The organism is Nocardia iowensis (assembly GCF_019222765.1).
Classification (GTDB): Bacteria; Actinomycetota; Actinomycetes; order Mycobacteriales; family Mycobacteriaceae; genus Nocardia; species Nocardia iowensis.
In genome coordinates this window covers 7,981,560-8,002,278 of the sequence record NZ_CP078145.1, presented here as the reverse complement: position 1 = coordinate 8,002,278, position 20,719 = coordinate 7,981,560, and the positions used below count along the sequence as shown (strand labels likewise).

The window sequence follows — 20,719 nt, the reverse complement described above, 5'->3', positions numbered from 1 at the left end:
CTGCTCTTGTCGGGGGTGGCCGGTAGCCTGGGATGCGTGCCCGAACTACCTGAAGTGGAGGCGCTGGCGCAGTTTCTGCGAGAACATGCCGTCGGCGCGGTGGTGGGGCGCGTGGATGTGGCGGCGTTGAGCGCCGTCAAGACTTTCGATCCGCCGGTGACCGCGCTGTCCGGGCGGGACGTGACCGGGGCGGGGCGCTGGGGGAAGTTTCTCGGGATGGAATGCGGCGGGTTGTGGCTGATCACCCACCTGTCCCGGGGTGGCTGGCTGCGCTGGATCGATGAACCGAGTCAGACGCCGCCGAAGCCGGGCGGTAAGAGTCCGCTGGCGCTGCGGGTGCATTTCTTCACCCCGGAGGGCGCGACGCCCGCCATCGATCTCACCGAGGCGGGGACCAAGAAGCGGCTCGCGGTCTACATCGTCGATGACCCGAAGCTGGTGCCGGGCATCGCGCGGCTCGGACCGGACGCGCTCGACGTGACCGAGGAACAATTCACCGAGATCCTGCGTGGCACCTCGCAGCGGATCAAGACCGCGATCGTCGACCAGACGTTGCTGGCGGGTATCGGCAACGCCTACTCCGACGAAATCCTGCACACCGCGCGCATCTCGCCCTTCGCCAATACCAAAACCCTTGCGGCGGACAAGGTTTCCGAGCTGTACGCGGCCATGCGCGCGGTGCTGACCGACGCCGTGCGGCGGTCGGTCGGCCAGGACGCCGCCCGGCTGAAGGGCGAAAAGCGGTCCGGCATGCAGGTGCATGCCCGCACCGGCATGCCGTGCCCGGTCTGCGGTGACACCGTCCGCGAGGTCTCCTACGCCGAGCGCTCTTTCCAGTACTGCCCGACCTGTCAGACCGGCGGCAAGATCCTCGCCGACCGGCGGATGTCGCGACTGCTCAAGTAATCGGTCCGGCCAACGTCGGCACGCGAACGCCTTGCCAGGCAAGGCGTTTGGCCTTGTCCGGGTCGTGTTCCAGGCGCGTGGGTGCGTCGATGATCAGGGTGGTGCGCCGCGACTCGGTGTAGGCAGGCCAGGAGGGCAGCGGTGCGCCGGTCCGGGCGAAGGCCAGCCAGTTGTCCTGGAATTGGTGGGTGACGGCCTGCAGGCCGCGACGGCCGCCCGCGGCGGTGATGGCGCGGCCGAACGGCGTCTCGCCCACGCCGAATACCGGGATCAGGTCGGAGGCGTGGGTGGCGCCGAGGCCAGCGAGATGTAGTGAGCGCGGGGCGAAGTCGTAACGGTAGGCGTAGGTGGGGGCATAGCGACTGTGCCCGGCCATCGCGGTGACCGACGGCCGCCAGAAGACGAAGTCGCCACCGGCACGCACCGCAGCCCTCGATGCCGGATAGCCGGGATATACCGCGGCGATCCGGGATTCGGCGTCATCGTCGGGCAGTGCGGCGCGCAGTCGCTCGGGTGTGGTCGGCAGCGAGTCGGCGAACTTCGCGAACAGCGTCCCTTCATCCCGGTTCGTGCCGATGATCAGCGGAACGCGATGCGCGTTGCCTTCGGTGATCGCATCGATCGGCGCCTGCGGGAGAAAGTCGCCGTCGACCATCGGCGCGACGGGGAACAGGCCACGTCGTTCGCGCAGCACCCGGTTGCTGGTGCGGTCGACGGCGCGCCGAATGTCGTTGGCGCTGGCGGTGAGCAGCGCCTCGGCCGCCGTGTCCGGAGTCGCACCGAGCGCGTCGACGCAGCGCCTGGCGAACTGGCGGGCATCGTCGGCGGTCATCGCCCAGTCGGCCGGTGGGCTCTGCGAAATCGCTTGGTGAAAAAGCCCTTTCGAGGTCGGCGTAGCCAGCAGGCTGAGCACCGCGTGCGCGCCCGCCGACTCGCCGAAGATGGTGACGTTGCCGGGATCGCCACCGAACGCGGCGATATTGGTGCGCACCCACGCCAGCGCGGCGACCTGATCGCGCAAGCCCAGATTGGACTCGAAAGAATGTGCGGGCGTGGAGAATTCGCCGAAATCGACATAACCGAACGCGCCGAGCCGGTAATTCAGCGACACCAGCACCGCATCCCCGCGCACGGCGAGCCGCCCGCCGGAATACAGCCCGAGCGCGGAGGTGCCGGTGAGGTAGCCGCCGCCGTGGATGAACACCAGCACCGGGCGCGGTGCCGCTGAAGGTGTCGCGGGCACGGTGACATTCAGTGTCAGTGAGTCCTCGTGGGTCGGTTGGTACCGGCGCGGCCCGATCCGCGCACCTGCCCGATGCTGCATGGCGGCGAAACCGAACTCGGTGCTCTCCCGCACTCCCGCCCACGGCTCGACCGGTTGCGGTGCCCGAAACCGCAACTCGCCCACCGGCGGCGCGGCATAGGGGAGGGAGCGCCAGCGCAACACGCGGCGGCCGCGACGACCGCGAACGACTCCGTCGGCGGTCTTGATATCTGTCGATGCCACCATCCACCGATGGTACTTACGCGCGTCGTGTCTCCAACAGGCGTAACCAGAACTCGCTCACCGCGGGGAAAGCGGGCACCGCGTGCCACAGAGTTGCCAACGGCACCTTGCCGACCACCGCGATGGTCGCCGCGTGCAGTTGTTCGCCCGCCTCGGGGCCGACGAAGGTGGCGCCGAGGAGGGTGTCGGTGGCGGTGTCGATGACCAGTTTGGCGTGCCCCGCGAAGTCGTTGCGCGCCAACGCCGATCCGGCTACCGCGATGTCGAGCTCCGCCGTCTCGACCGCGTGACCCGCGTCGCGGGCCGCCGCTTCGGTCAGTCCGACGGAAGCGACCTCGGGCGCGGTGTACACCACCTGCGGGACCTGTCCGTGGTCGGCACTGGCGGTGAACCGGGCGTCGGTGAGCGGCTTGCCCTCCGCGCGGGCCGCGATCACGTCGCCGCACACCCTGGCCTGGTATTTACCCATGTGCGTAAGGGCGGCGCGGTGGTTGAGATCGCCAACGCAGTACAACCATTCGCCCGCTACCTCGCGCACGGTCAGGTGATCGTCGACCTGCACGTAGCCGTCCGGCAGGCCGACGGCGGCGAGACCGAGTCCTTCGGTGGCCGGGGTGCGGCCGGCCGCCACGATGATCTCGTCGGCCTCGATCTCGGTATCGCCCTGGTCGCTGTGCAGCCGCACGGTGACCGGGCCGCCGTGGATCCGTCCTTCGCCGGTGTTCTTGGCGTCGGGCCGGTCCACGCTCCTGGGTTCGGTGCCGAACAGGACGCGGACGCCGCGCTCCGTCAGCGCGGCGACCACTCGTTCGCTCGCGAAGGGTTCGGCCGAGGCGAGCACCCTGGCCCCGCGCACGACCATGCTGACTTCGGCGCCGAGCGTGGCCAGCCAGGTCGCCGCCTCGCAGGCCACCACGCCGCCGCCGATGATGACCACGCGACGTGGGATCTCGTGCAGATTGGTGGCGTCGCGGGAGATCCAGGGCAGCGCGGCGCGCAGGCCGGGCACTTCCGGGATGCTCGCGCGGGTGCCGGTGGCCAGCACCACCGCGTGTCTGGCGCGCAACACCTGCCCGTCGACCTCGACTTGGCGCTCGCCGGTGAGCCGCCCGGTGCCGCGAACGATATCGATGCGGTTGTCGGCGGCCCATTTCACCTGCGAGCCGTCGTCGTGGTTGTCGACGAAGGAGTCGCGGCGGCGCAGCACGGCCTCGACATCGAGGCCGGTCGCGGTGATCCCGTCCATGGCCCGCGCGCCCGCCAGCACATGGCCGGGCCGCAGCAGGGCCTTACTCGGGATACAGGCCCAGTAGGAACATTCGCCGCCGACGAGTTCGCGTTCCACGATCACCGCGGTGCGGTCGCTTCCGGCGATGGCGTAGGCGGCGGCGTTCTCGCCCGCCGGTCCGCCACCGATCACGATGACGTCGTATTCGCGCTCGTTGTTCGGCATGGCGGCGGCTACTGCAGGTAGCCCTCGACCTGCCCGGGGGAACTCGGTTCCGCGGTGTCCGGAGACTCGCCCTGGTCGATCCGCGCCCGGCGGTGCCGCAGCAGATCCCACGCCTGGTCCAGCATCACCTCGAGCTCGGCGAGCTGCTGGCGCTCCGTCTTGGGATCCAGCTCACCCTTGCTCGCCTGCGCACGAAGCTCGTGCTCCTGGTCGACCAGTGCTTTGATGCGGGCCAAAACGTCCTGTTCGGTCATGTCGACCATGCTACGGCCGCGCCAGGCACGCGGCGGCGATCGGCACGGCCGTGGCCAGGTCCGGCCAGGACAGCGCGGTGTAGCCGAGCGCGATGCCGAAGTGGTGGCGCCGCGGGCCGAGGTGATGCCGCGACAGTGGGTCGAGCGCGACGCCCCGCGCCCTTGCCTCGGCCACGCCGCGTTCCTCCGCCGCGGCCGAGGCGAGCGGCACCACCACATGCGAACCGGCGTCGTCGCCGAGCACGTCGAGTCCGCGGCGGCGCAGCTCCGACACCACCAGCGCCCGGCGCGGTGGCAAGGCGCGGCGCAGGCGGCGCAGATGCCTGGCCAGGTCGCCATGGGTGGCGAGCGAGACGAATACCTGCTGGCCCGCCGGACTCGGACTGGTCCCGGTGCGATGCCGATACGCGACAATGGCGTCGGTGATCTCCGGCGCGGCGACCAGCCAGCCGACACCGAGGCTCGGCGACAGGATTTTGCTCGTGGTGCCCAGATGTACCACCACGTCCGGTGCCATCGCGGCCAATAACGGCAATGGCGCTGTGTCGTAGCGTAATTCACCGTCGTAGTCGTCTTCGATGACGAGTAGTCCGGCTTGTCGCGCGTGCTCGACCAGCTCGACCCGGCGCGCGGCGGGCAGGCGCGCGCCGAGCGGAAACTGATGTGCCGGTGTGCAATACACGGCCTTGATGTTCGGCGGCAGGCGGTCGACGCGGAGTCCGTGCGTGTCGACGGGGACGGGTAGTACGCGGACCCCCGCCGCCGCGAAAGCGCCTGCCGCCCGGTTATATCCGGGATCTTCCATCGCGACGGCATCCCCCGGGCGCAGCAGCGCGGCGGCGAGTTCGCTGACGGCCGAACTGGTTCCGGCCGTAGCGATCGGCACCGTGTCGCTGCCCGCGCCGAGACCGCGATGACGGAGCAGATGCTCGACGACCGCCGTGCGGAACTCCGGCTCGCCCGCACGGTCCTTGCGCACCAGCGGGGAAAGATCGGCGGCAACTCGCCAGGCGCGCCGCCAGGCGGGCCGATCGATGGCCTCGGCGCACGGCGCGCCGGGTTCCAGGTCGAGCAGTGCTGGCCCCTCGCCCGCGCCGTGCTGCTGGACCGGCCGCGTCGGTGCGGCGGGCGGTGCGGTGGTCAGGTAGGTGCCCGAGCCTCGTTTGCCGCTGATCCAGCCCTCGGCGTGCAACTGATCGAAGGCGGCGGCCACGACGGTGCGGCTTACGCCGAGCCGTTCGGCGAGGGAACGCGACGACGGTAACCGGTCGCCGCCGCGCAGCAGCCCATTGCTGGCCGCGGCCCGCAGACCGTCGGCGACCTGCACCGACAGCGGCTCCGGCCGCCCTCGGTCGAGGGCGAGGGGCAGTTCGTCGAGCACCGGTCACCTCACGAATGGACTGTGCGAATTTCGCTGAATTGGCACTTTGATAATGCCACTCGGCGGCCGATTCTGGACACATGAACGGATCAGCCACTTCGAGGCCCCCACTCTCGCCGACCGCGCGCAGCACGCTTACCCGGTCGAAGGAACGAGCGCGCGGCGATCGAGCCGACCTGGACGCGGTCCTCGACGCCGGTCTGGTCTGCCACCTCGGCGTGCTGCTCGGCGGCGCACCGGTTGTGCTGCCCACCATTTACGGACGCGATGGCGACACCCTCTACCTGCACGGCTCGACCGGCGCGGGCAACCTGCGCGCGGCCATCGCCGGTGCTGTCTCGGTCGCGGTCACCCTGGTCGACGGCGTCGTCTACGCCCGGTCGGCAATGCATTTCTCGATGAATTTCCGCTCCGCCGTGGTGCACGGCCGCGCGGTGGAGATCATCGACCCCGCGACGCGATTGCACGCCCTAGAGGTGATCACCGAACACGCCGCGCCGGGTGCCTGGTCGCGGGTGCGCCTGCCGAACAAGAAGGAGTTGGCCGCCACCATGGTGCTCGCGCTGGACCTCACCGAGGCCTCGGTCAAGGTCCGGACGGGTGGCCCCAACGACGAACCGGCGGACATCGAGAACGGCGGCGTGTGGGCGGGTGTGCTGCCGGTGCGCCAGGTATGGGGCGACCCGGTCGCTTCCGCCGACCTGGAGCCGGACATCGCGGTGCCGGCAGACGTACTGGACCGCGCCGCACCCGATCTCGTCCCGGTGCGGTGAGCTCGCGGTGGAGTGGCCGGTGTGCCGCCGTTCACCACCGACGTGCGGGGATACCGTGGGTGCGGAGGGCCTGCTGTGCCAAATCCGCTAGCGCGGTGGGTGATTCGATCCGCGTCGGGTCGAGGCTGACCAGGGACAGGATGTAGTCCTCAGCGAGGCGACAGAGATAGCCGGACAGCCGGGTCCTCGGCAGTTGGGCGGCAGTGAGGCCGGGGTGGATGGCCCGGGCGGCGACGCCGAGGCACCTGTGCGATCCCAAGGTCTGCAAGGTTGCAGGCAGGGTTCCGATATTGGAGCACAAGATGTCTCGCTCGCCCGCGCCCTTGGACAAGGTGTAAGCCAAGCGGTCAGGGATCACCTGGAGCAGTTCCTCGGGCATGCCGCCGGGGCTGGACATGCGGTGCTCGTAGGCGGCACGTGACTTCTCGCGGATCGTCGCGGGAGTATCGGCTTGGTCGACGGTGATGTCGGTCATCGCGAGATCGTTGTCGACCCGTGGTTCATCGCGAGTGTCGACCGGCAGGCTGGCGTCGATCGTCTCGTGCTGGAAGCCGCTGGTCCACAGTATGTTTGCGATCAACGAGATGAACAGGCTATTGGCGGTGCCGTCCTGGGCGGCGGCCGCTCGGTCCCATTCGGCCACGCCACATTGCAGTGTCGCGCTGTGCGTTACCACGGGCGGCTCGTCGATGACTTCGCGAACGGCCGGTTGCGGTGGACGATCGGGAATCCCGCGCCGCAACGCTCGTGCGGTGCCGCCCACCACGATCGACCACTGCCGTCTGGCGTCGGCCCAGTCCGATGCGGGTGCGGCGGAGGCGGTGGTCGCCGATGTTCCGCCGAGGGCATGGTCAACCGCGAGCACCAACGCTCGACCGTCGGCCAAAGCATGCGAACAGGTCAGGGAGACAAGCGAACCGCCGTCGTCCAGGGCGGTGGCGGACAGCCGCCAGCCGGGACCGTACTCGGGATCGAGGCCGCCGCCCTGTTGGTCGGCCCAGGCCAGAAGCGCGATGGTGGGAATCGGCTGTTCGGTGAGCGCCAGCGGGTACGCGCGGGTGCTCGGCTGCCAGGCCCGCCGGGCGCCCGGCACTCGCGACCGAATCACCCGCCGTCCCAACGGTCCGGTGCGCAGCGCCGTGTGCACCACGTGCAACAGCTGAAGATCGATACGGTCGGCGGTGCGCCACAGTCCTTGTAGCGCAATAGGAGTGCCGAGGCCGCGGTGGGTGCGCAGGAAGATTTCGTCGACGACGCTCAACCGGTCCATCGGGCGCACGGCTACACCTCGCTCTCGACCGGGCTCGACGGCGCTGCGCCCGTGGGTGATTCGCGATGCCGGTTCACGCCTGCGTGCCGTGGCGACCCGCGCCGGCGGCGAACCGCTTGGCTCCGTCGAGCGCACCGTGGGTGAGTGCGGTGATGCCGTGCCGCAGCTCGTTGCGCAGCGCGGTCTCCTCGCCCATGCCGTCCTGCTCCAGCAGCGACATGCGGTCCGAGCGCAGACAGGCTTGCGGCAGGGCGGCGAGCTCCGCGGCGAGTTGTTCCGCGGCCCTGCGGGCGTCGCCGGTCGGGACGACGCGGTTCACCAGGCCCATCTGCAGTGCCTCGGTCGCGCCGACGGGGCGGCCGGTGAGCACCATGTCCATGGCGCGGCCGGTGCCGATGATCCGCGGCAGGCGCAGTGTGCCGCCGTCGATGAGCGGCACGCCCCAGCGGCGGCAGAACACGCCGAAGGTGCTGTCCTGCTCGGCAACTCGCAGATCGCACCACAGCGCGAGCTCGAGCCCGCCGGCCACCGCGTACCCGGAGACGGCGGCGATCACCGGTTTGGACAGCCGCATCCGGGTGGGACCCATCGGGCCGTCGCCGTCCTCGGTGACCTGATTGGACCGCTCGGTGCCGAGGCCCTTGAGGTCGGCGCCCGCGCAGAAGGTGCCGCCGTCGCCCCACAGCACCGCCACCGCCGCGTCGGTGTCGGCATCGAACTCGCGGAAGGCGTCGGCCAGTGCCGCCGCGGTCGGTCCGTCGACCGCGTTGCGTGCCTCGGGGCGATGCAGAATCACGGTGGTCACCGGCCCGGTGCGTTCGATTCGTACAGTCATGGCCCGAACATACGCCGTAAAACCCCTCTTGTGGCAAGAAATGAATTCGTGGTTCACTTCTTGTGTGGCCTACCGCAGAACTCCCGCCGTGCAGGCCCGCCTGGACGCCCAGGCGGGGCTGATCGTGCAGGCCGCGACCAAGGTTTTGTCCAGGGCGGGATACGCCGGACTGTCCATGGCGGCGGTCGCCGCCGAAGCGGGCTTGGCCACCGGCACCGTCTACAAGAATTTCGCGGGCAAAACCGAACTGGTCAGCGCGGTGTTCCGGAAGGTGGTCGGCCGCGAGGTTGCCGCCGTGGTCGCCGCGAGCGCCACCGGAACGGCTGTCGAGCGGGTGAGCGCCGCGGTGGAGACCTTCGCCGGACGTGCGCTGAAGAATCCGAAACTCGCTTACGTGCTCCTCGTCGAACCGGTGGATACCGTGGTCGACGCGGAACGGCTGCATTTCCGCCGTGCGTTTGCCGAAGCCTTCGAATCCGCTGTGGCCCAGGGTGTGTCGCGGGGTGAGCTGCCCGGGCAGGACCCGCGGACCACGGCGGCCGCGCTGGTCGGGGCGATCGGCGAGGTCATGGTCGGACCGCTCGCCGCCGCGCCGCACAGCGAATCCGTTGTCCCCGAACTAATTACCTTCGCTTTACGCGCACTCGGTTTGCGCGCGGAACCGAGCACGATCGCTCGGCAGGAATCAGGAGTGTCCGATGCAGACGCATGAAGTCTTCAACCAGGTGCCCGACATCGCGCCGTTCGACGTCGCACGCAACCCCGCGCTCCTCGAAGGGCTGCACCGCGAGGGCGCGGGCTGGGCCGAAGCCGAAGTGCGTGAACTCGGTGTGCTGGCGGGCGGATCCGAAGCCCAGGAGTGGGGACGCCTGGCCAACGAGTATCCGCCGGTGCTGCACACGCACGACCGGTACGGCAATCGGATCGATGAGGTCGAATTCCACCCGCACTGGCACGACTTGATGAATGTCGCTGTGTCGCACGGCTTGCACGGTGCACCGTGGCTGGAGGATCGGCCCGGCGCGCACGTCGCCCGCGCGGCCAAGTTCTACCTCTGGGGCGCCGCCGACGCGGGGCACATGTGCCCGATCTCGATGACCTACGCGGTGGTTCCAGCCTTGCGGCACAACAAGGAACTGTCGGCGAAATACGAACCGCTGCTCGGCTCCCGGATCTACGACTTCGGTCTGCGCGAGCCTTCGTCGAAGGCGGGCCTGATCGCCGGCATGTCGATGACCGAGAAGCAGGGCGGCTCCGACGTCCGCGCCAACACCACAACGGCGACGCCGCAACCCGACGGCTCGTACCGGATCGTCGGGCACAAGTGGTTCACCTCGGCGCCGATGTCGGACATGTTTCTCACGCTGGCGCAGGCGCCGGGCGGACTGTCCTGTTTCCTGTTGCCCCGGGTGCTGCCGGATGGCACGCGCAATCCCATTCGCATCCAACGGCTCAAGGACAAGCTGGGCAACAAGTCGAACGCCTCCTCCGAAATCGAATACGAGAATGCCATCGGCTGGCTCGTCGGTGCGGAGGGTGCGGGCGTCAAGACCATCATCGAGATGGTGAATATGACTCGGCTGGACTGTGTGATCGGTTCGGCCACCGGCATGCGCACCGGTGTCGTGTTCGCCGCGCATCACGCGCGGCACCGGGAAGCGTTCGGCGCCAAGCTGTTCGATCAGCCAGCCATGCGGAATGTGTTGGCGGATCTGGTGATCGAATCCGACGCTGCTACGACGGTGATGATGCGGCTTGCCGGTGCCACCGACCGTGCGACGGGAGATCCGGCCGAGGCCGCACTGCGGCGAATCGCGTTGGCGGTCACCAAGTATTGGGTGTGCAAGCGGGCTCCGTCCCATGCTGCGGAGGCATTGGAATGCTTCGGCGGCAATGGTTATGCCGAGGAGTCGGGCATGCCCCGGCTTTATCGCGAGGCGCCGCTCATGTCGATTTGGGAGGGCTCGGGCAATGTCGCCGCCTTGGACGCGTTGCGTGCCATGGGCAGGCAGCCGGAGACCGTCGAAGCCTATTTCAACGAGGTTTCGCTGGCGCGCGGCGAGAATCCACGACTGGACGACGCGATCACCCGGGTCGGCAAGGAACTGTCGGACCTGAGCGACATCGAATATCGCGCCCGTCGCATCGTCGAACTCATGGCGCTCGTGCTGCAGGGCGCACAGTTGGTGCGGCATGGTCACCCGGCGGTCGCCGACGCGTTCTGTGCCAGCAGGCTCGGCGACGACTGGGGCATCGCCTTCGGCACGCTGCCCACCGGTGTTGACACCGGTGCGATCCTGGAGCGCGCATTGCTCTGAGTTTGTTGCGCAGCACTGGTCGGTAGCCGGAATCGGCTGGACAGCAGGAGATACAGCAGTAGGCCCGGCACATCGGTTGATCTTGGTATCGACATACGGCCGGGCCGACGATGGCTCCGAGTCTGGTGAAACCTGCTCGAGTTGAACATTTTTATACGTCGTCTTCTCAGTTTTATGGCGTATCAATACATTTGGACGTCGGCGTGCACTGACGGGTAAGCCGTGACATGAACGGCTGACCAGAAGATACGAAAGGTATTCGCGCATAATATTTATGCCTGCGCTTGCCGATAGCCCGAAGATATCCGGTCTCGCCATTCCTTTCCCCAGTCCTGTCTCCAGTCGAGTTGACCGCCGGTATGTGGTTCTACTTGGTCATGAAACCCACACAAATACGGGCGGGACGTAATACCGCCTTCGCGTTAATTGCCGTTGCGGCAATGATGTTCGCGTCTGGTCCTGGTGCCAGCAGCCAGCCGCCTGCGGGTTCCGACCTGTCGGCCGTGCCGAAAGAGGTGCTGACGGATCCGCAGGGCGCCGTCCAGCAGGTAGTGCCCAAAGAGCCGGTTCCGGTTCCGGCGGGAACACCGAAGGAAGCCCCCGCCGTCGCGCAAGCGCACGCGGGCGCAGTAGAGAAGGTCTTCGGCGGAAATGGCGATACCGCGGGCGACCTCGTCGTGGAATCCGTGTTCCCAGTCGGTGGTGGGTCCACGGTTCGGTTGCGTCAGGAGATCGACAAGGTGCCGGTGTTCGGTGCATCGGCGGCGCAGTCGCTGGCCCCCGACGGTTCGCTCATCTCGGTGACCGGTGCACTGTCCAAGAAGTCGCAGGGCAAGTACACGACGACTACGCCGGCCGAAGAGGTAAAGGCGACCGCGCTGAAGAAGGTTGTCGAACAGAGCAAGATGCCTGCCGACAAGCTGACCGTCGCCGAGGCGAAGGCCTACTGGTACGACGCGAAGCTGGCCGCCAAGGGCGAGGCGGAGAGCGTTGCGGTCCCGGCTTACAAGGTCAAGATCGACGGCGTTATCGAGAAGGACGAGCCCGCTGAGTGGATCGTGTTCATCGACGCCAACAACACCGGCAAGGTGCTGGACAGCTGGAGCGAGACCAAGCACCTCAACCGTGTGGTGTGCGATAACGCGAACCGGCGCATCGACCCCAGCCGGGCCGGGTGCGGGACCGGAACCCTGCGGTCCACCAGGTCCGAGGGCCAGCCGCCCGTCGGTATCAAGGATGTCGACGACATCTACACCTACCTGGGCAACACCGATGCGTTCTACGCGCGGTACACCGGGCTGAAGGACCTGACGGCCCTCATCGGCTCCGACACCGGGGATGGCAAGGGCCGAGCACTGCGCGCCACCGTCCGTCTCTGCACCCCCACCGCGTGCCCGTACCGGAATGCCTTCTGGTCCGGCAGTTACATGGCCTACGGCGAGGGTCTCACCACCGAGGACATCACCGGACATGAACTCACGCACGGCGTGACACAGCGGACCAACGGTCTCGTCTACCGCAATGAGCCCGGTGCGATCAACGAATCCATGTCGGATATCTTCGGCGAGCTCACCTTCCTGGTGAACACCAGCAACCCGTGCAACACTCCGGCCAATCGGTGGAAGCTCGGTGCCTGCAGTGCCATCGGCGTCATCCGGGATATGAAGAACCCGAACGCCTACCAGGATCCCGACACGTATCGGGGACGCTACTGGTACACCGGTACCGGTGACAGTGGCGGTGTCCACATCAACAGCGGTGTCGGCAACAAGACCGCGCAGCTGATGGTCGACGGCGGCAGCCTCAACGGCGTGAACGTCACCGCGATCGGCCTCGAGAAGACCGCCGCGCTGTACTGGACGACGCAGACGATGTTGTCGTCCAATTCCAACTACGCGGCATTGTCCAGCGCGCTGAAGAACGCGTGCAACACCAATGTCCGGAACGGGACTGCCGGGACGACGGCTGCCGACTGTGTCCAGGTGACCAATGCCACCCAGGCCACCAGGTTGCCGCAACTCCAGGCCCGCACCTGATAATTACCAGTTAACGGACGTCTCACCGTGCCCGTCTCGGGCTCGGTGAGATGTCTTTGTCCGGTCGCGGTGATCACGCCGGGGGCGGTGGGTTTCAGCTCGGTAGGGTGGCTGCGGTGGACAGTCCGTATTCCGAGATATCGTTGCGTGCGCTCGCCGATCGGGTGCGCGCACACGCCGACGGTCGCCGGTATCTGCTCGGTATCGCTGGACCGCCGGGCGCGGGGAAGTCCACCCTGTCGGTCCGGCTCCGGGATGCGCTCAATGCCGAGTCGCCGATGGCCGAAATCGCGCCGATGGACGGCTATCACCTGACCAACGAGGTGTTGCGTGCCGCGGGAAGCCTTGCGCGCAAAGGTGAACCGGACACCTTCGATACCGCGGCCTATCTCGACAACCTCCGCAGACTTCGGGACACTCCGCTCGGCGAACCGGTGCCATGGCCGATCTTCGATCGCACCGTGCACGATCCGATCCCGGCGGGCATCGTCTTCGATCAGCAGCTGATCGCGATCACCGAGGGGAACTACCTATTGCTGGACGATGTCGGGGACCGGGAATGGTCGGCGGTGCGCAAGCTGCTCGATGAATGCTGGTACCTCGACGCGCGGCGGGAGCTGATCGAGGATCGCTTGCTGCGCAGACACATTCGCGGCGGCCGCACGCCCGAGGCCGCTGCCGCGAAGGTACACGACAGCGATCTGCGCAACGCCGATCTGATCGCCGCCACGAAGGACCGAGCCGATCTGCTGCTCCGCCAGACGGCCGGACGCTACGAGGTCGCGTTCCGGCACTGATCCGAAACTAGCCCAACTTCTTGGCGCGGTACCAATGGATCAGCGCGTCGGTAGACGAGTCTCCTTGCGGCTCAGGCGATTCCGTGGAAGTAAGCGAGGGCGCCAGTGCCAGCGCCTGCTGCTTGCCCAGCTCCACACCCCACTGGTCGAAGCTGTCGATGCCCCAGATGGTGCCTTCGACGAAGACCTGGTGTTCGTAGAGGGCGATCAACTGGCCGACGACCGACGGGGTGAGCTGCGGTGCCAGGATGGTGGTGCTCGGCCGGTTGCCCGGCATCACCTTGTGCGGCACCACCGTCGGGTCGGTGCCCTCGGCGGCGATCTCGTCCGCGGTCTTGCCGAACGCCAGCACCTTGGTCTGCGCGAACAGGTTGCTCATCAGGATGTCGTGCATGCTGCCGGTGCCGTCGCGGGTGGGCAGATCGTCGGTGGGGCGGGCGAATCCGATGAAGTCCGCCGGAATGAGACGCGTGCCCTGGTGCAGCAGTTGGTAAAACGCGTGCTGGCCGTTGGTTCCCGGCTCGCCCCAGAAGATTTCGCCGGTGGCGGTGGTGACCGGGGCGCCGTCGGCGCGCACCGACTTGCCGTTCGACTCCATCGTGAGTTGCTGCAGATAGGCGGGAAAACGGGCCAGGTCGTTCGAATAGGGAAGTACCGCACGGGATTCCGCGCCGAAGAAGTTCGAATACCAGACGCCGAGCAGGCCGAGCAGCACCGGTGCGTTCGCCTCCAGCGGCGCGTTCGCGAAATGCTCGTCCATGGCGTGCATGCCCGCGAGGAACTCGGCGAAGCGTTCCTTGCCGATGGTGGCCATCACCGAGAGGCCGATCGCGGAATCCACCGAATAGCGGCCGCCGACCCAGTCCCAGAAGCCGAACATGTTCGCGGTGTCGATGCCGAATTCCGCCACCTTCTCCGCATTGGTCGAGACGGCGACGAAATGCTTGGCGACGGCGTCCTCGCCGAGCGCCGCCACCAGCCAGCGCCGGGCCGCGGTGGCGTTGGTCAGCGTCTCCAGCGTGGAGAAGGTCTTGGAGGCGACGATGAACAGCGTTGTGGCCGGGTCGAGTCCGTCGAGTTTCGCCACCAGATCCGCCGGATCGACGTTGGAGACGAACCGGGCGCCGATCCCGGCGTCGGCGTAATGCCGCAGCGCCTGGTGCACCATCACCGGCCCCAGGTCGGACCCGCCGATGCCGATATTGACCACGGTGCTGATGCGTTCGCCGGTGGCGCCGCGCCATTCGCCGGAGCGCACCGCGTCGGTGAATTCACCCATCCGCCGCAGCACCTCGTGCACCTCGGCGCCGGCGTCGGCGCCGTCCACGGTCAGCGACCGGCCCTCGGGCAAACGCAATGCGATGTGCGCGACCGCGCGATCCTCCGAGGTGTTGATGTGCTCGCCGCGGAACATTGCGTCCCGGCGCTCGGCCACCTTCGCCTCGCGCGCCAATTCGACGAGCAGGTGCAGGGTTTCCCGCGTGATGCGGTGCTTGCTGTAGTCGATGTGCAGGTCCGCCACATCGACGGTCATCGCACGGCCGCGCGACTGATCGTCGGCGAAGAGTTCGCGCAGGTGCCGCCCCGCGATCCCGTCGAAGTGTTCGTGCAGTTTCCGCCAGGCCGCCGTCGCGGTGATGTCGCTGCTCACGTCCGCCGAGGTTACTCACCGCTCCACGGCCGCGCACGGCAAACACCCCGGAGCGTCGATTCAGGCCGGTGGGTACCTCGCATTCACCGCGGTCATCCGCGGTCCGATGACGGCCTGCGTCCGGCCGCGCCGATTAGGCTTGGTTCATGGTGTCCGAACGCGAACTTCTCGAATCCGTCCCGACGCAGCTGTGGATCGGCGGGCCCGTTGCCGCCACGGGCGGCGGCACCTTCGCGGTGCACAATCCGGCGAACGGGGAGGTGCTGACGCAGGTCGCCGACGCCACGCCCGAGGACGCGATGCGGGCGCTGGACGCGGCCGTCGCGGTGCAGGCGGAGTGGGCCGCGCGGCCGTCCCGCGAGCGCGGCGAGATCCTGCGCGCGGTCTTCGAGCAGATCACCGCCAGGGCCGAGGAATTCGCGCTGCTGATGACCCTGGAAATGGGCAAGGCGCTGCCGGAGAGCCGCAATGAGGTCAAGTACGGCGCGGAGTTCTTCCGGTGGTTCAGCGAGGAAGCTGTCCGGGTGCACGGACGCTACCTGCACGCGCCGTCCGGCACCGGCCGGATCATGGTGCACAAGCAGCCGGTCGGGCCCTGTCTGGCGATCACGCCGTGGAACTTCCCGCTGGCCATGGGCACCCGCAAGATCGGTCCCGCGCTGGCCGCGGGCTGCACCATGATCGTCAAGCCCGCCTCGGCGACACCGCTGACCATGCTGCTGCTCGCCAAGCTGTGCAGCGAGGCGGGGCTGCCGGACGGGGTGCTCTCGGTGATCACGTCGAGCCGGTCCGGTGCCGTGACCCAGCCGCTGCTCGACGATCCGCGGCTGCGCAAGCTGACCTTCACCGGCTCCACCGAGGTCGGCAAGAAGCTGGTGGAGAAGTCGGCGAACGGGCTGCTGCGCACGTCGATGGAGCTCGGCGGCAACGCGCCGTTCGTGGTGTTCGATGACGCGGACATCGACGCGGCCGTGCAGGGCGCGATGCTGGCGAAGCTGCGCAACGGCGGCGAGGCGTGCACCGCGGCCAACCGCTTCCACGTCCAGCGGGGCGTGCTCGAGGAGTTCACCAGCAAGTTCGTCGAGGCGATGGCGTCAAGCGTGACCCTCGGCCCTGGCTCCGACCCGAACACCACCCTCGGCCCGCTGATCAACGAAGAGCAGCTCAACACGGTCAGCGAGCTGGTCGAGGACGCCGTGGCGGTAGGCGCTCAGGTCCGGCTGGGTGGCAAGGCGCCCGGCGGGCCCGGTTGGTTCTATCCGGCCACCATCCTCAGCGACGTCCCGCCGCAGGCCAGGATTCTGCGCGAGGAGGTGTTCGGGCCGGTTGCCCCGATCGTCGGCTTCGACACCGAGGAGCAGGGCATCGCGGCGGCGAACGACACCGAATTCGGCCTGGTCAGCTACGTCTACACCCGTGACCTGGATCGCGCCCTTCGGGTCGCCGAGGGCCTGGAATCCGGCATGGTCGGCGTCAACCGCGGCGTAATCTCCGACCCGGCAGCACCTTTCGGCGGCGTGAAGGCCTCCGGCTTCGGCCGCGAGGGCGGCACCGAGGGCATCGAGGAATACCTCTCCACCAAGTACATCGCGCTCAGCTGAGCGCGGACGGAGACGAAACGACCGCCCCGGGGTGATATACACCCGGGGCGGCCTTGGGGATGCGGTTGTCGTGCTTTTGCCGCATGGGTCTAGGGCCGCGTTCCGCGGCCGGTGGACTAGCCGAGGTCAGTGGCCGAGGCGGCCGCGGCCGAGGCGCAGCAGGAGCATCGCGAGGGTGTGGCCTTCCTGGCCGAGTTCGCTGAATCGCTCCAGCACCTTCATTTCCCGATTGTGGACGAGGCGGGGCCCGCCGGACGCCATCCGCGTCCGGCCGATGATCCGGGAGATCTCCGTGCGGCGCTTGATGGCGGCGAGGATCTCGGCATCGAGGTGATCGATCTCCTTGCGGAGCTTGTCGATCTCCGCGTCGCTCTGCGGCAGCGCCGAATCGGACCCGGTCGTCGTTGCGGGGGTGCTCATCATTCATCTCCTCGTGTCAGAACATGGATCGGCGGGTGAGCCCGGCTCGTTACCGATCGGTTCTTTCACCGTGAAACAGCCCTGGTAGGGCCTTCGAATTGTCCCCCCAGGATGGTGCGCTCAGATACCAGCGCCGCGATCACGATATCCGGTCGGTAACCGAAACGGATGTATCGCGTGGGCACTCATCATGTCGCCAGTCTGCCACGGGCCGGTAGGTATGCAAAACGATTCGTTTTGTGAATCTGCTGAGAAGCCGGACACGGATTCATCGCGGCCGCTGCCCGCTGAGTTCACTCTCCGTTCGCTGTCGCGGTACCGAACCGAGCGCGAGACAACCCGGGGCTTCATCTCTGTCGGTGGGCGCCGGTAGCGTGGATGGGCGATGGACATCACGGTGGCTCCCAAGACGCAGGCCGGTCGCGCCCGGCAACCGGATTCGATACATCAACCGCAGGTCACCGGTGGTAACGCCGAGGAAGCGGTGTCGGCTGTGGAGGAGGTGCGAGCGGTGCGGGACACCCAGCGGGCCGCTGTTCCCGAACCACCGCCGTCGGCCGCCGAACAGGAACAGCGGCGTGTCGAACGGGAGAAGCGGCGCGCCGAGGAGGCCGAGCACCTGCTCGACGGCCTCAACCCGCAGCAACGTGCCGCCGTTGTGCACAGTGGCGCACCCCTGTTGATCGTGGCGGGCGCGGGTTCCGGCAAGACCGCCGTGCTCACCCGGCGCATCGCTTACCTGCTGGCCGCCCGTGGCGTGACCCCCGGCCAAGTGCTCGCGATCACCTTCACCAACAAGGCTGCTGCGGAGATGCGGGAGCGGGTAATAGGACTGGTCGGTCCGCGTGCGAACAACATGTGGGTGTCCACGTTCCACTCCAGTTGTGTCCGCATCCTGCGCATGCAAGCGGCCCTGCTGCCCGGCTTGAATTCGAATTTCTCCATCTACGATGCCGATGATTCGCGGCGACTGCTCACCATGATCAGTCGCGACTTCGACATCGACACCAAGAAATACACCGCGCGACTCCTGGCGACCGCGATCTCCAATCTGAAGAACGAGCTGATCGGGCCGCAACAGGCGAGCGCGGATGCCGAGTCGGACGAAACCGAACTGCCCGGCTTGGTCGCCCGCGTCTACGCCGAATATCAACGGCGCTTGCGCGCGGCGAACGCGCTGGATTTCGACGATCTGATCGGCGAGACGGTGGCGCTGCTGCAGAATCACCCGCAGGTCGCCGAGTACTACCGGCGCCGGTTCCGGCATGTGCTCGTCGACGAATACCAGGACACCAACCACGCCCAGTACATCCTGGTGCGCGAGCTGGTCGGTCATCACCGGGAAGATCGCGCCGAGGATCAGGCGCCGCCAAGCGAGCTGTGCGTGGTCGGTGACGCGGATCAGTCCATCTATGCCTTCCGCGGCGCGACCATCCGCAATATCGAGGAGTTCGAGCGCGACTTCCCGGACGCGGAAACCATCCTGCTGGAACAGAACTACCGTTCCACCCAGCACATCCTGTCCGCCGCCAACGCGGTGATCTCGCGCAACGAGAACCGGCGTGACAAGAAGCTGTGGACCGATTCCGGCGAGGGCGACCTGATCACCGGTTACGTCGCCGACAACGAGCACGACGAGGCCGCGTTCGTGGCGCGCGAGATCGATCGGCTGGTCGATCAGGGCGAGGCCAACTACGGCGATGTCGCGGTGTTCTACCGGACCAACAACAACTCCCGCGCGCTGGAAGAGATCTTCATCCGGATGGGCTTGCCGTACAAGGTGGTCGGCGGCGTCCGGTTCTACGAGCGCAAGGAGGTGCGCGACATCGTCGCCTACCTGCGGGTGCTGGAGAACCCCGAGGACGCGGTGAGCGTGCGCCGGATCCTGAACACCCCGCGCCGCGGCATCGGCGATCGGGCCGAGGCCTGTGTCGCGGTGCACGCCGACCAGCGGGGGATCGGTTTCGCCGCCGCGCTGCGCGACGCGGCCGACGGCAAAGTCGCTCTGTTGAATACGCGGGCGCAGCGGGCGATCGCCGGATTCCTCGATCTGCTGGAAGAGATCAGGGCGGCGGGTGTGCAGGACGACCTCGACTTCCCGGATGTCGGCAATGTCGTCGACGCGGTGCTGGAGCGCACCGGCTATCGCGCCGAGTTGGAGGCCTCCGACGACCCGCAGGACGGCGCCCGGCTGGACAACCTCAACGAACTGGTCAGCGTCGCACGGGAATTCAGTTCCGAGGCGCACAACAACGCGGAGGCGGCCCGGCAAGAGGGGCTGTTGCCGGAGGTGGGCGAGGGCGAACCGGACCCGGGGTCGCTCGCCGCGTTCCTGGAGCGGGTCTCGCTGGTGGCCGATACCGACCAGATCCCGGATGAGGGCACCGGCGTGGTCACGATGATGACCTTGCACACGGCCAAGGGGCTCGAGTTCCCGGTAGTGTTCGTGACCGGCTGGGAGGACGGCCAGTTCCCGCACATGCGGGCGCTCGGCGATCCGGCCGAACTGGCCGAGGAACGTCGGCTCGCCTATGTCGGGATCACCCGGGCCAGGAAGCGGCTGTACCTGACCCGCGCCGTGGTCCGCTCCGGCTGGGGCCAGCCGGTCTCCAACCCGGAATCGCGTTTCCTACAAGAGATTCCGGATCACTTGATCGATTGGCGGCGGCTGGAACCGGCGGGTTCCGCCGCGACGCGGGGCATCCGCCGCCGGGGTGACGACGACCGGATGGAACGCGACTGGACCCGCGGCGACGGCTGGTCCGAACAGCGACCCGGGGTCCGTGCGGACCGAGGGCCGCGTCGGCCCGCCCCCGGCGCCGCTGCCCGCAACAACGCGAATCTCGTTCTCGCGGTGGGTGATCGCGTCAGTGACGACAAATACGGTCTCGGTAAGGTGATCGCCGCGGAGGGTTTCGGCCCGCTGGCCACGGTGACCATCGACTTCGGCACCGCGGGCAAGATCCGTCTCATCCCGCAGTACAGCCGCACCTTGGTCAAGCTCTGAGCGGTCGCCGAAGGCCGTTCGGCGGGGCCGTTCGGCCCTGCCGTGCGGCCGCTCCGCATCGGTAAGGTCCACCCATGGACACGGTCGCGCAGCACATCCTGTGGTTGTTTCCCATGCTCTGGCTGGGCATGGTGCTGGCGATTTCGTTCCTGGAGGCACCGCTGAAGTTCCGCGCGCCGGGGGTAACCCTGGCGCTCGGCCTCGGGATCGGCCGGTTGGTGTTTCGCGCGTTGAATATCGCCGAGACCGTGCTGGCCGGTGCGTTGGTACTGGCTGCCCTCGTCGTCGTGCCAGCCCCGGGCGCCTGGGGCTGGCTGGTTGCCGCCGTGGCGGTGCTGGCGGCACAACTGCTGCTGGTGCGGCCACCGCTGACCCGACGGACCGATCGCGTGCTGGCCGGGGAAGAGCTGCCGCGGTCGCACGCCCACTTCTGGTACATCGGCCTGGAAGTGGTCAAGGTGGTGGCGCTGATCGGGTTGGCGATCGCCGCCACTCCCTAGCGGCCGGTCC

At 67.8% G+C, this 20,719-nt stretch carries 17 protein-coding genes; 9 read left to right on the top strand and 8 right to left on the bottom strand.

The window, feature by feature from the left end:
* Window positions 1-36 precede the first annotated feature (36 nt).
* The gene (locus KV110_RS36960; protein ID WP_218471759.1) at window positions 37-906 is read left to right on the top strand and encodes an Fpg/Nei family DNA glycosylase; all 870 of its coding nucleotides are present in this window, start codon (window positions 37-39) and stop codon (window positions 904-906) included.
* On the opposite strand, the gene KV110_RS36955 is transcribed toward KV110_RS36960, so the two are convergent.
* From KV110_RS36955 to pdxR, 4 genes are read right to left on the bottom strand one after another with little or no spacing between them, the layout of a single operon-like run.
* Window positions 899-2,416, bottom strand: a complete 1,518-nt coding sequence (locus KV110_RS36955) for a carboxylesterase/lipase family protein (protein WP_218471758.1) — start codon at window positions 2,414-2,416, stop codon at window positions 899-901. The two genes, KV110_RS36960 and KV110_RS36955, sit on opposite strands and share 8 nt — an antisense overlap.
* Window positions 2,417-2,429: 13 nt before the next feature.
* Entirely contained in the window at window positions 2,430-3,866 is a 1,437-nt protein-coding gene (locus KV110_RS36950; protein WP_218471757.1) for a dihydrolipoyl dehydrogenase family protein, read from the bottom strand.
* Window positions 3,867-3,874: 8 nt separating this feature from the next.
* The gene (locus tag KV110_RS36945) at window positions 3,875-4,120 is read right to left on the bottom strand and encodes a DUF2630 family protein (protein ID WP_218471756.1); all 246 of its coding nucleotides are present in this window, start codon (window positions 4,118-4,120) and stop codon (window positions 3,875-3,877) included.
* 10 nt (window positions 4,121-4,130) lie between these two features.
* Window positions 4,131-5,501 carry a MocR-like pyridoxine biosynthesis transcription factor PdxR gene (gene pdxR, locus KV110_RS36940; protein WP_218471755.1) on the bottom strand — a complete coding sequence of 457 codons (1,371 nt, stop codon included), beginning with the start codon at window positions 5,499-5,501 and terminating at the stop codon, window positions 4,131-4,133.
* A gap of 80 nt (window positions 5,502-5,581) precedes the next feature.
* Here pdxR and KV110_RS36935 point away from each other — a divergent pair, with 80 nt between their 5' ends.
* Window positions 5,582-6,274, top strand: a complete 693-nt coding sequence (locus KV110_RS36935) for a pyridoxamine 5'-phosphate oxidase family protein (protein WP_218471754.1) — start codon at window positions 5,582-5,584, stop codon at window positions 6,272-6,274.
* 31 nt (window positions 6,275-6,305) lie between these two features.
* Here KV110_RS36935 and KV110_RS36930 read toward each other — a convergent pair whose 3' ends face one another.
* A complete protein-coding gene (locus KV110_RS36930; RefSeq protein WP_218479350.1) occupies window positions 6,306-7,544 on the bottom strand; it encodes a hypothetical protein in 1,239 nt (412 codons plus the stop codon).
* A gap of 73 nt (window positions 7,545-7,617) precedes the next feature.
* The gene (locus KV110_RS36925) at window positions 7,618-8,379 is read right to left on the bottom strand and encodes a crotonase/enoyl-CoA hydratase family protein (protein ID WP_218471753.1); all 762 of its coding nucleotides are present in this window, start codon (window positions 8,377-8,379) and stop codon (window positions 7,618-7,620) included.
* Window positions 8,380-8,443: 64 nt separating this feature from the next.
* Between KV110_RS36925 and KV110_RS36920 the strand changes: the two genes are divergently transcribed.
* The 4 genes from KV110_RS36920 (at window position 8,444) to KV110_RS36905 (ending at window position 13,530) form a co-directional block, all read left to right on the top strand.
* Window positions 8,444-9,091, top strand: coding sequence for a TetR/AcrR family transcriptional regulator (locus KV110_RS36920; RefSeq protein ID WP_218471752.1), 648 nt, complete (start codon window positions 8,444-8,446; stop codon window positions 9,089-9,091).
* Window positions 9,078-10,697 carry an acyl-CoA dehydrogenase family protein gene (locus KV110_RS36915; protein WP_218471751.1) on the top strand — a complete coding sequence of 540 codons (1,620 nt, stop codon included), beginning with the start codon at window positions 9,078-9,080 and terminating at the stop codon, window positions 10,695-10,697. Before KV110_RS36920 ends, KV110_RS36915 begins: the two co-directional genes overlap by 14 nt.
* Before the next feature lie 377 nt (window positions 10,698-11,074).
* Window positions 11,075-12,733, top strand: a complete 1,659-nt coding sequence (locus KV110_RS36910; RefSeq protein WP_218471750.1) for a M4 family metallopeptidase — start codon at window positions 11,075-11,077, stop codon at window positions 12,731-12,733.
* 116 nt (window positions 12,734-12,849) lie between these two features.
* On the top strand, window positions 12,850-13,530 hold the full coding sequence (locus KV110_RS36905; protein ID WP_246634199.1) for a nucleoside/nucleotide kinase family protein: 681 nt from the start codon (window positions 12,850-12,852) through the stop codon (window positions 13,528-13,530).
* Between the two features lie 7 nt (window positions 13,531-13,537).
* On the opposite strand, the gene pgi is transcribed toward KV110_RS36905, so the two are convergent.
* The gene (gene pgi / locus KV110_RS36900; RefSeq protein ID WP_218471748.1) at window positions 13,538-15,181 is read right to left on the bottom strand and encodes a glucose-6-phosphate isomerase; all 1,644 of its coding nucleotides are present in this window, start codon (window positions 15,179-15,181) and stop codon (window positions 13,538-13,540) included.
* Window positions 15,182-15,327: 146 nt separating this feature from the next.
* Here pgi and KV110_RS36895 point away from each other — a divergent pair, with 146 nt between their 5' ends.
* Window positions 15,328-16,782, top strand: coding sequence for an NAD-dependent succinate-semialdehyde dehydrogenase (locus KV110_RS36895; RefSeq protein WP_218471747.1), 1,455 nt, complete (start codon window positions 15,328-15,330; stop codon window positions 16,780-16,782).
* 126 nt (window positions 16,783-16,908) lie between these two features.
* Here the strand turns inward: KV110_RS36895 and KV110_RS36890 are convergent, their stop codons facing one another.
* Window positions 16,909-17,202 (bottom strand): chorismate mutase, encoded by a 294-nt coding sequence (locus KV110_RS36890; protein ID WP_218471746.1) that lies wholly within the window; start codon window positions 17,200-17,202, stop codon window positions 16,909-16,911.
* 385 nt (window positions 17,203-17,587) lie between these two features.
* On the opposite strand from KV110_RS36890, the gene pcrA reads away from it, so the two are divergent.
* Window positions 17,588-20,209, top strand: coding sequence for a DNA helicase PcrA (pcrA, locus tag KV110_RS36885; protein ID WP_218471745.1), 2,622 nt, complete (start codon window positions 17,588-17,590; stop codon window positions 20,207-20,209).
* A gap of 74 nt (window positions 20,210-20,283) precedes the next feature.
* Complete coding sequence (locus KV110_RS36880; protein ID WP_218471744.1) at window positions 20,284-20,709, top strand: hypothetical protein; 426 nt, start codon at window positions 20,284-20,286, stop codon at window positions 20,707-20,709.
* The last annotated feature ends 10 nt before the right edge of the window (window positions 20,710-20,719 follow it).

What these genes read in the sequence shown, in the direction of transcription:
- KV110_RS36955 (WP_218471758.1), bottom strand. Translation starts at nt 2,416, where the DNA reads ATGGTGGCATCGACAGATATCAAGACCGCCGACGGAGTCGTTCGCGGT.
- KV110_RS36950 (WP_218471757.1), bottom strand. Translation starts at nt 3,866, where the DNA reads ATGCCGAACAACGAGCGCGAATACGACGTCATCGTGATCGGTGGCGGA.
- KV110_RS36945 (WP_218471756.1), bottom strand. Translation starts at nt 4,120, where the DNA reads ATGACCGAACAGGACGTTTTGGCCCGCATCAAAGCACTGGTCGACCAG.
- KV110_RS36935 (WP_218471754.1), top strand. Translation starts at nt 5,582, where the DNA reads ATGAACGGATCAGCCACTTCGAGGCCCCCACTCTCGCCGACCGCGCGC.
- KV110_RS36930 (WP_218479350.1), bottom strand. Translation starts at nt 7,544, where the DNA reads ATGGACCGGTTGAGCGTCGTCGACGAAATCTTCCTGCGCACCCACCGC.
- KV110_RS36925 (WP_218471753.1), bottom strand. Translation starts at nt 8,379, where the DNA reads ATGACTGTACGAATCGAACGCACCGGGCCGGTGACCACCGTGATTCTG.
- KV110_RS36915 (WP_218471751.1), top strand. Translation starts at nt 9,078, where the DNA reads ATGCAGACGCATGAAGTCTTCAACCAGGTGCCCGACATCGCGCCGTTC.
- KV110_RS36910 (WP_218471750.1), top strand. Translation starts at nt 11,075, where the DNA reads ATGAAACCCACACAAATACGGGCGGGACGTAATACCGCCTTCGCGTTA.
- KV110_RS36895 (WP_218471747.1), top strand. Translation starts at nt 15,328, where the DNA reads ATGGTGTCCGAACGCGAACTTCTCGAATCCGTCCCGACGCAGCTGTGG.
- KV110_RS36890 (WP_218471746.1), bottom strand. Translation starts at nt 17,202, where the DNA reads ATGAGCACCCCCGCAACGACGACCGGGTCCGATTCGGCGCTGCCGCAG.
- pcrA (WP_218471745.1), top strand. Translation starts at nt 17,588, where the DNA reads ATGGACATCACGGTGGCTCCCAAGACGCAGGCCGGTCGCGCCCGGCAA.
- KV110_RS36880 (WP_218471744.1), top strand. Translation starts at nt 20,284, where the DNA reads ATGGACACGGTCGCGCAGCACATCCTGTGGTTGTTTCCCATGCTCTGG.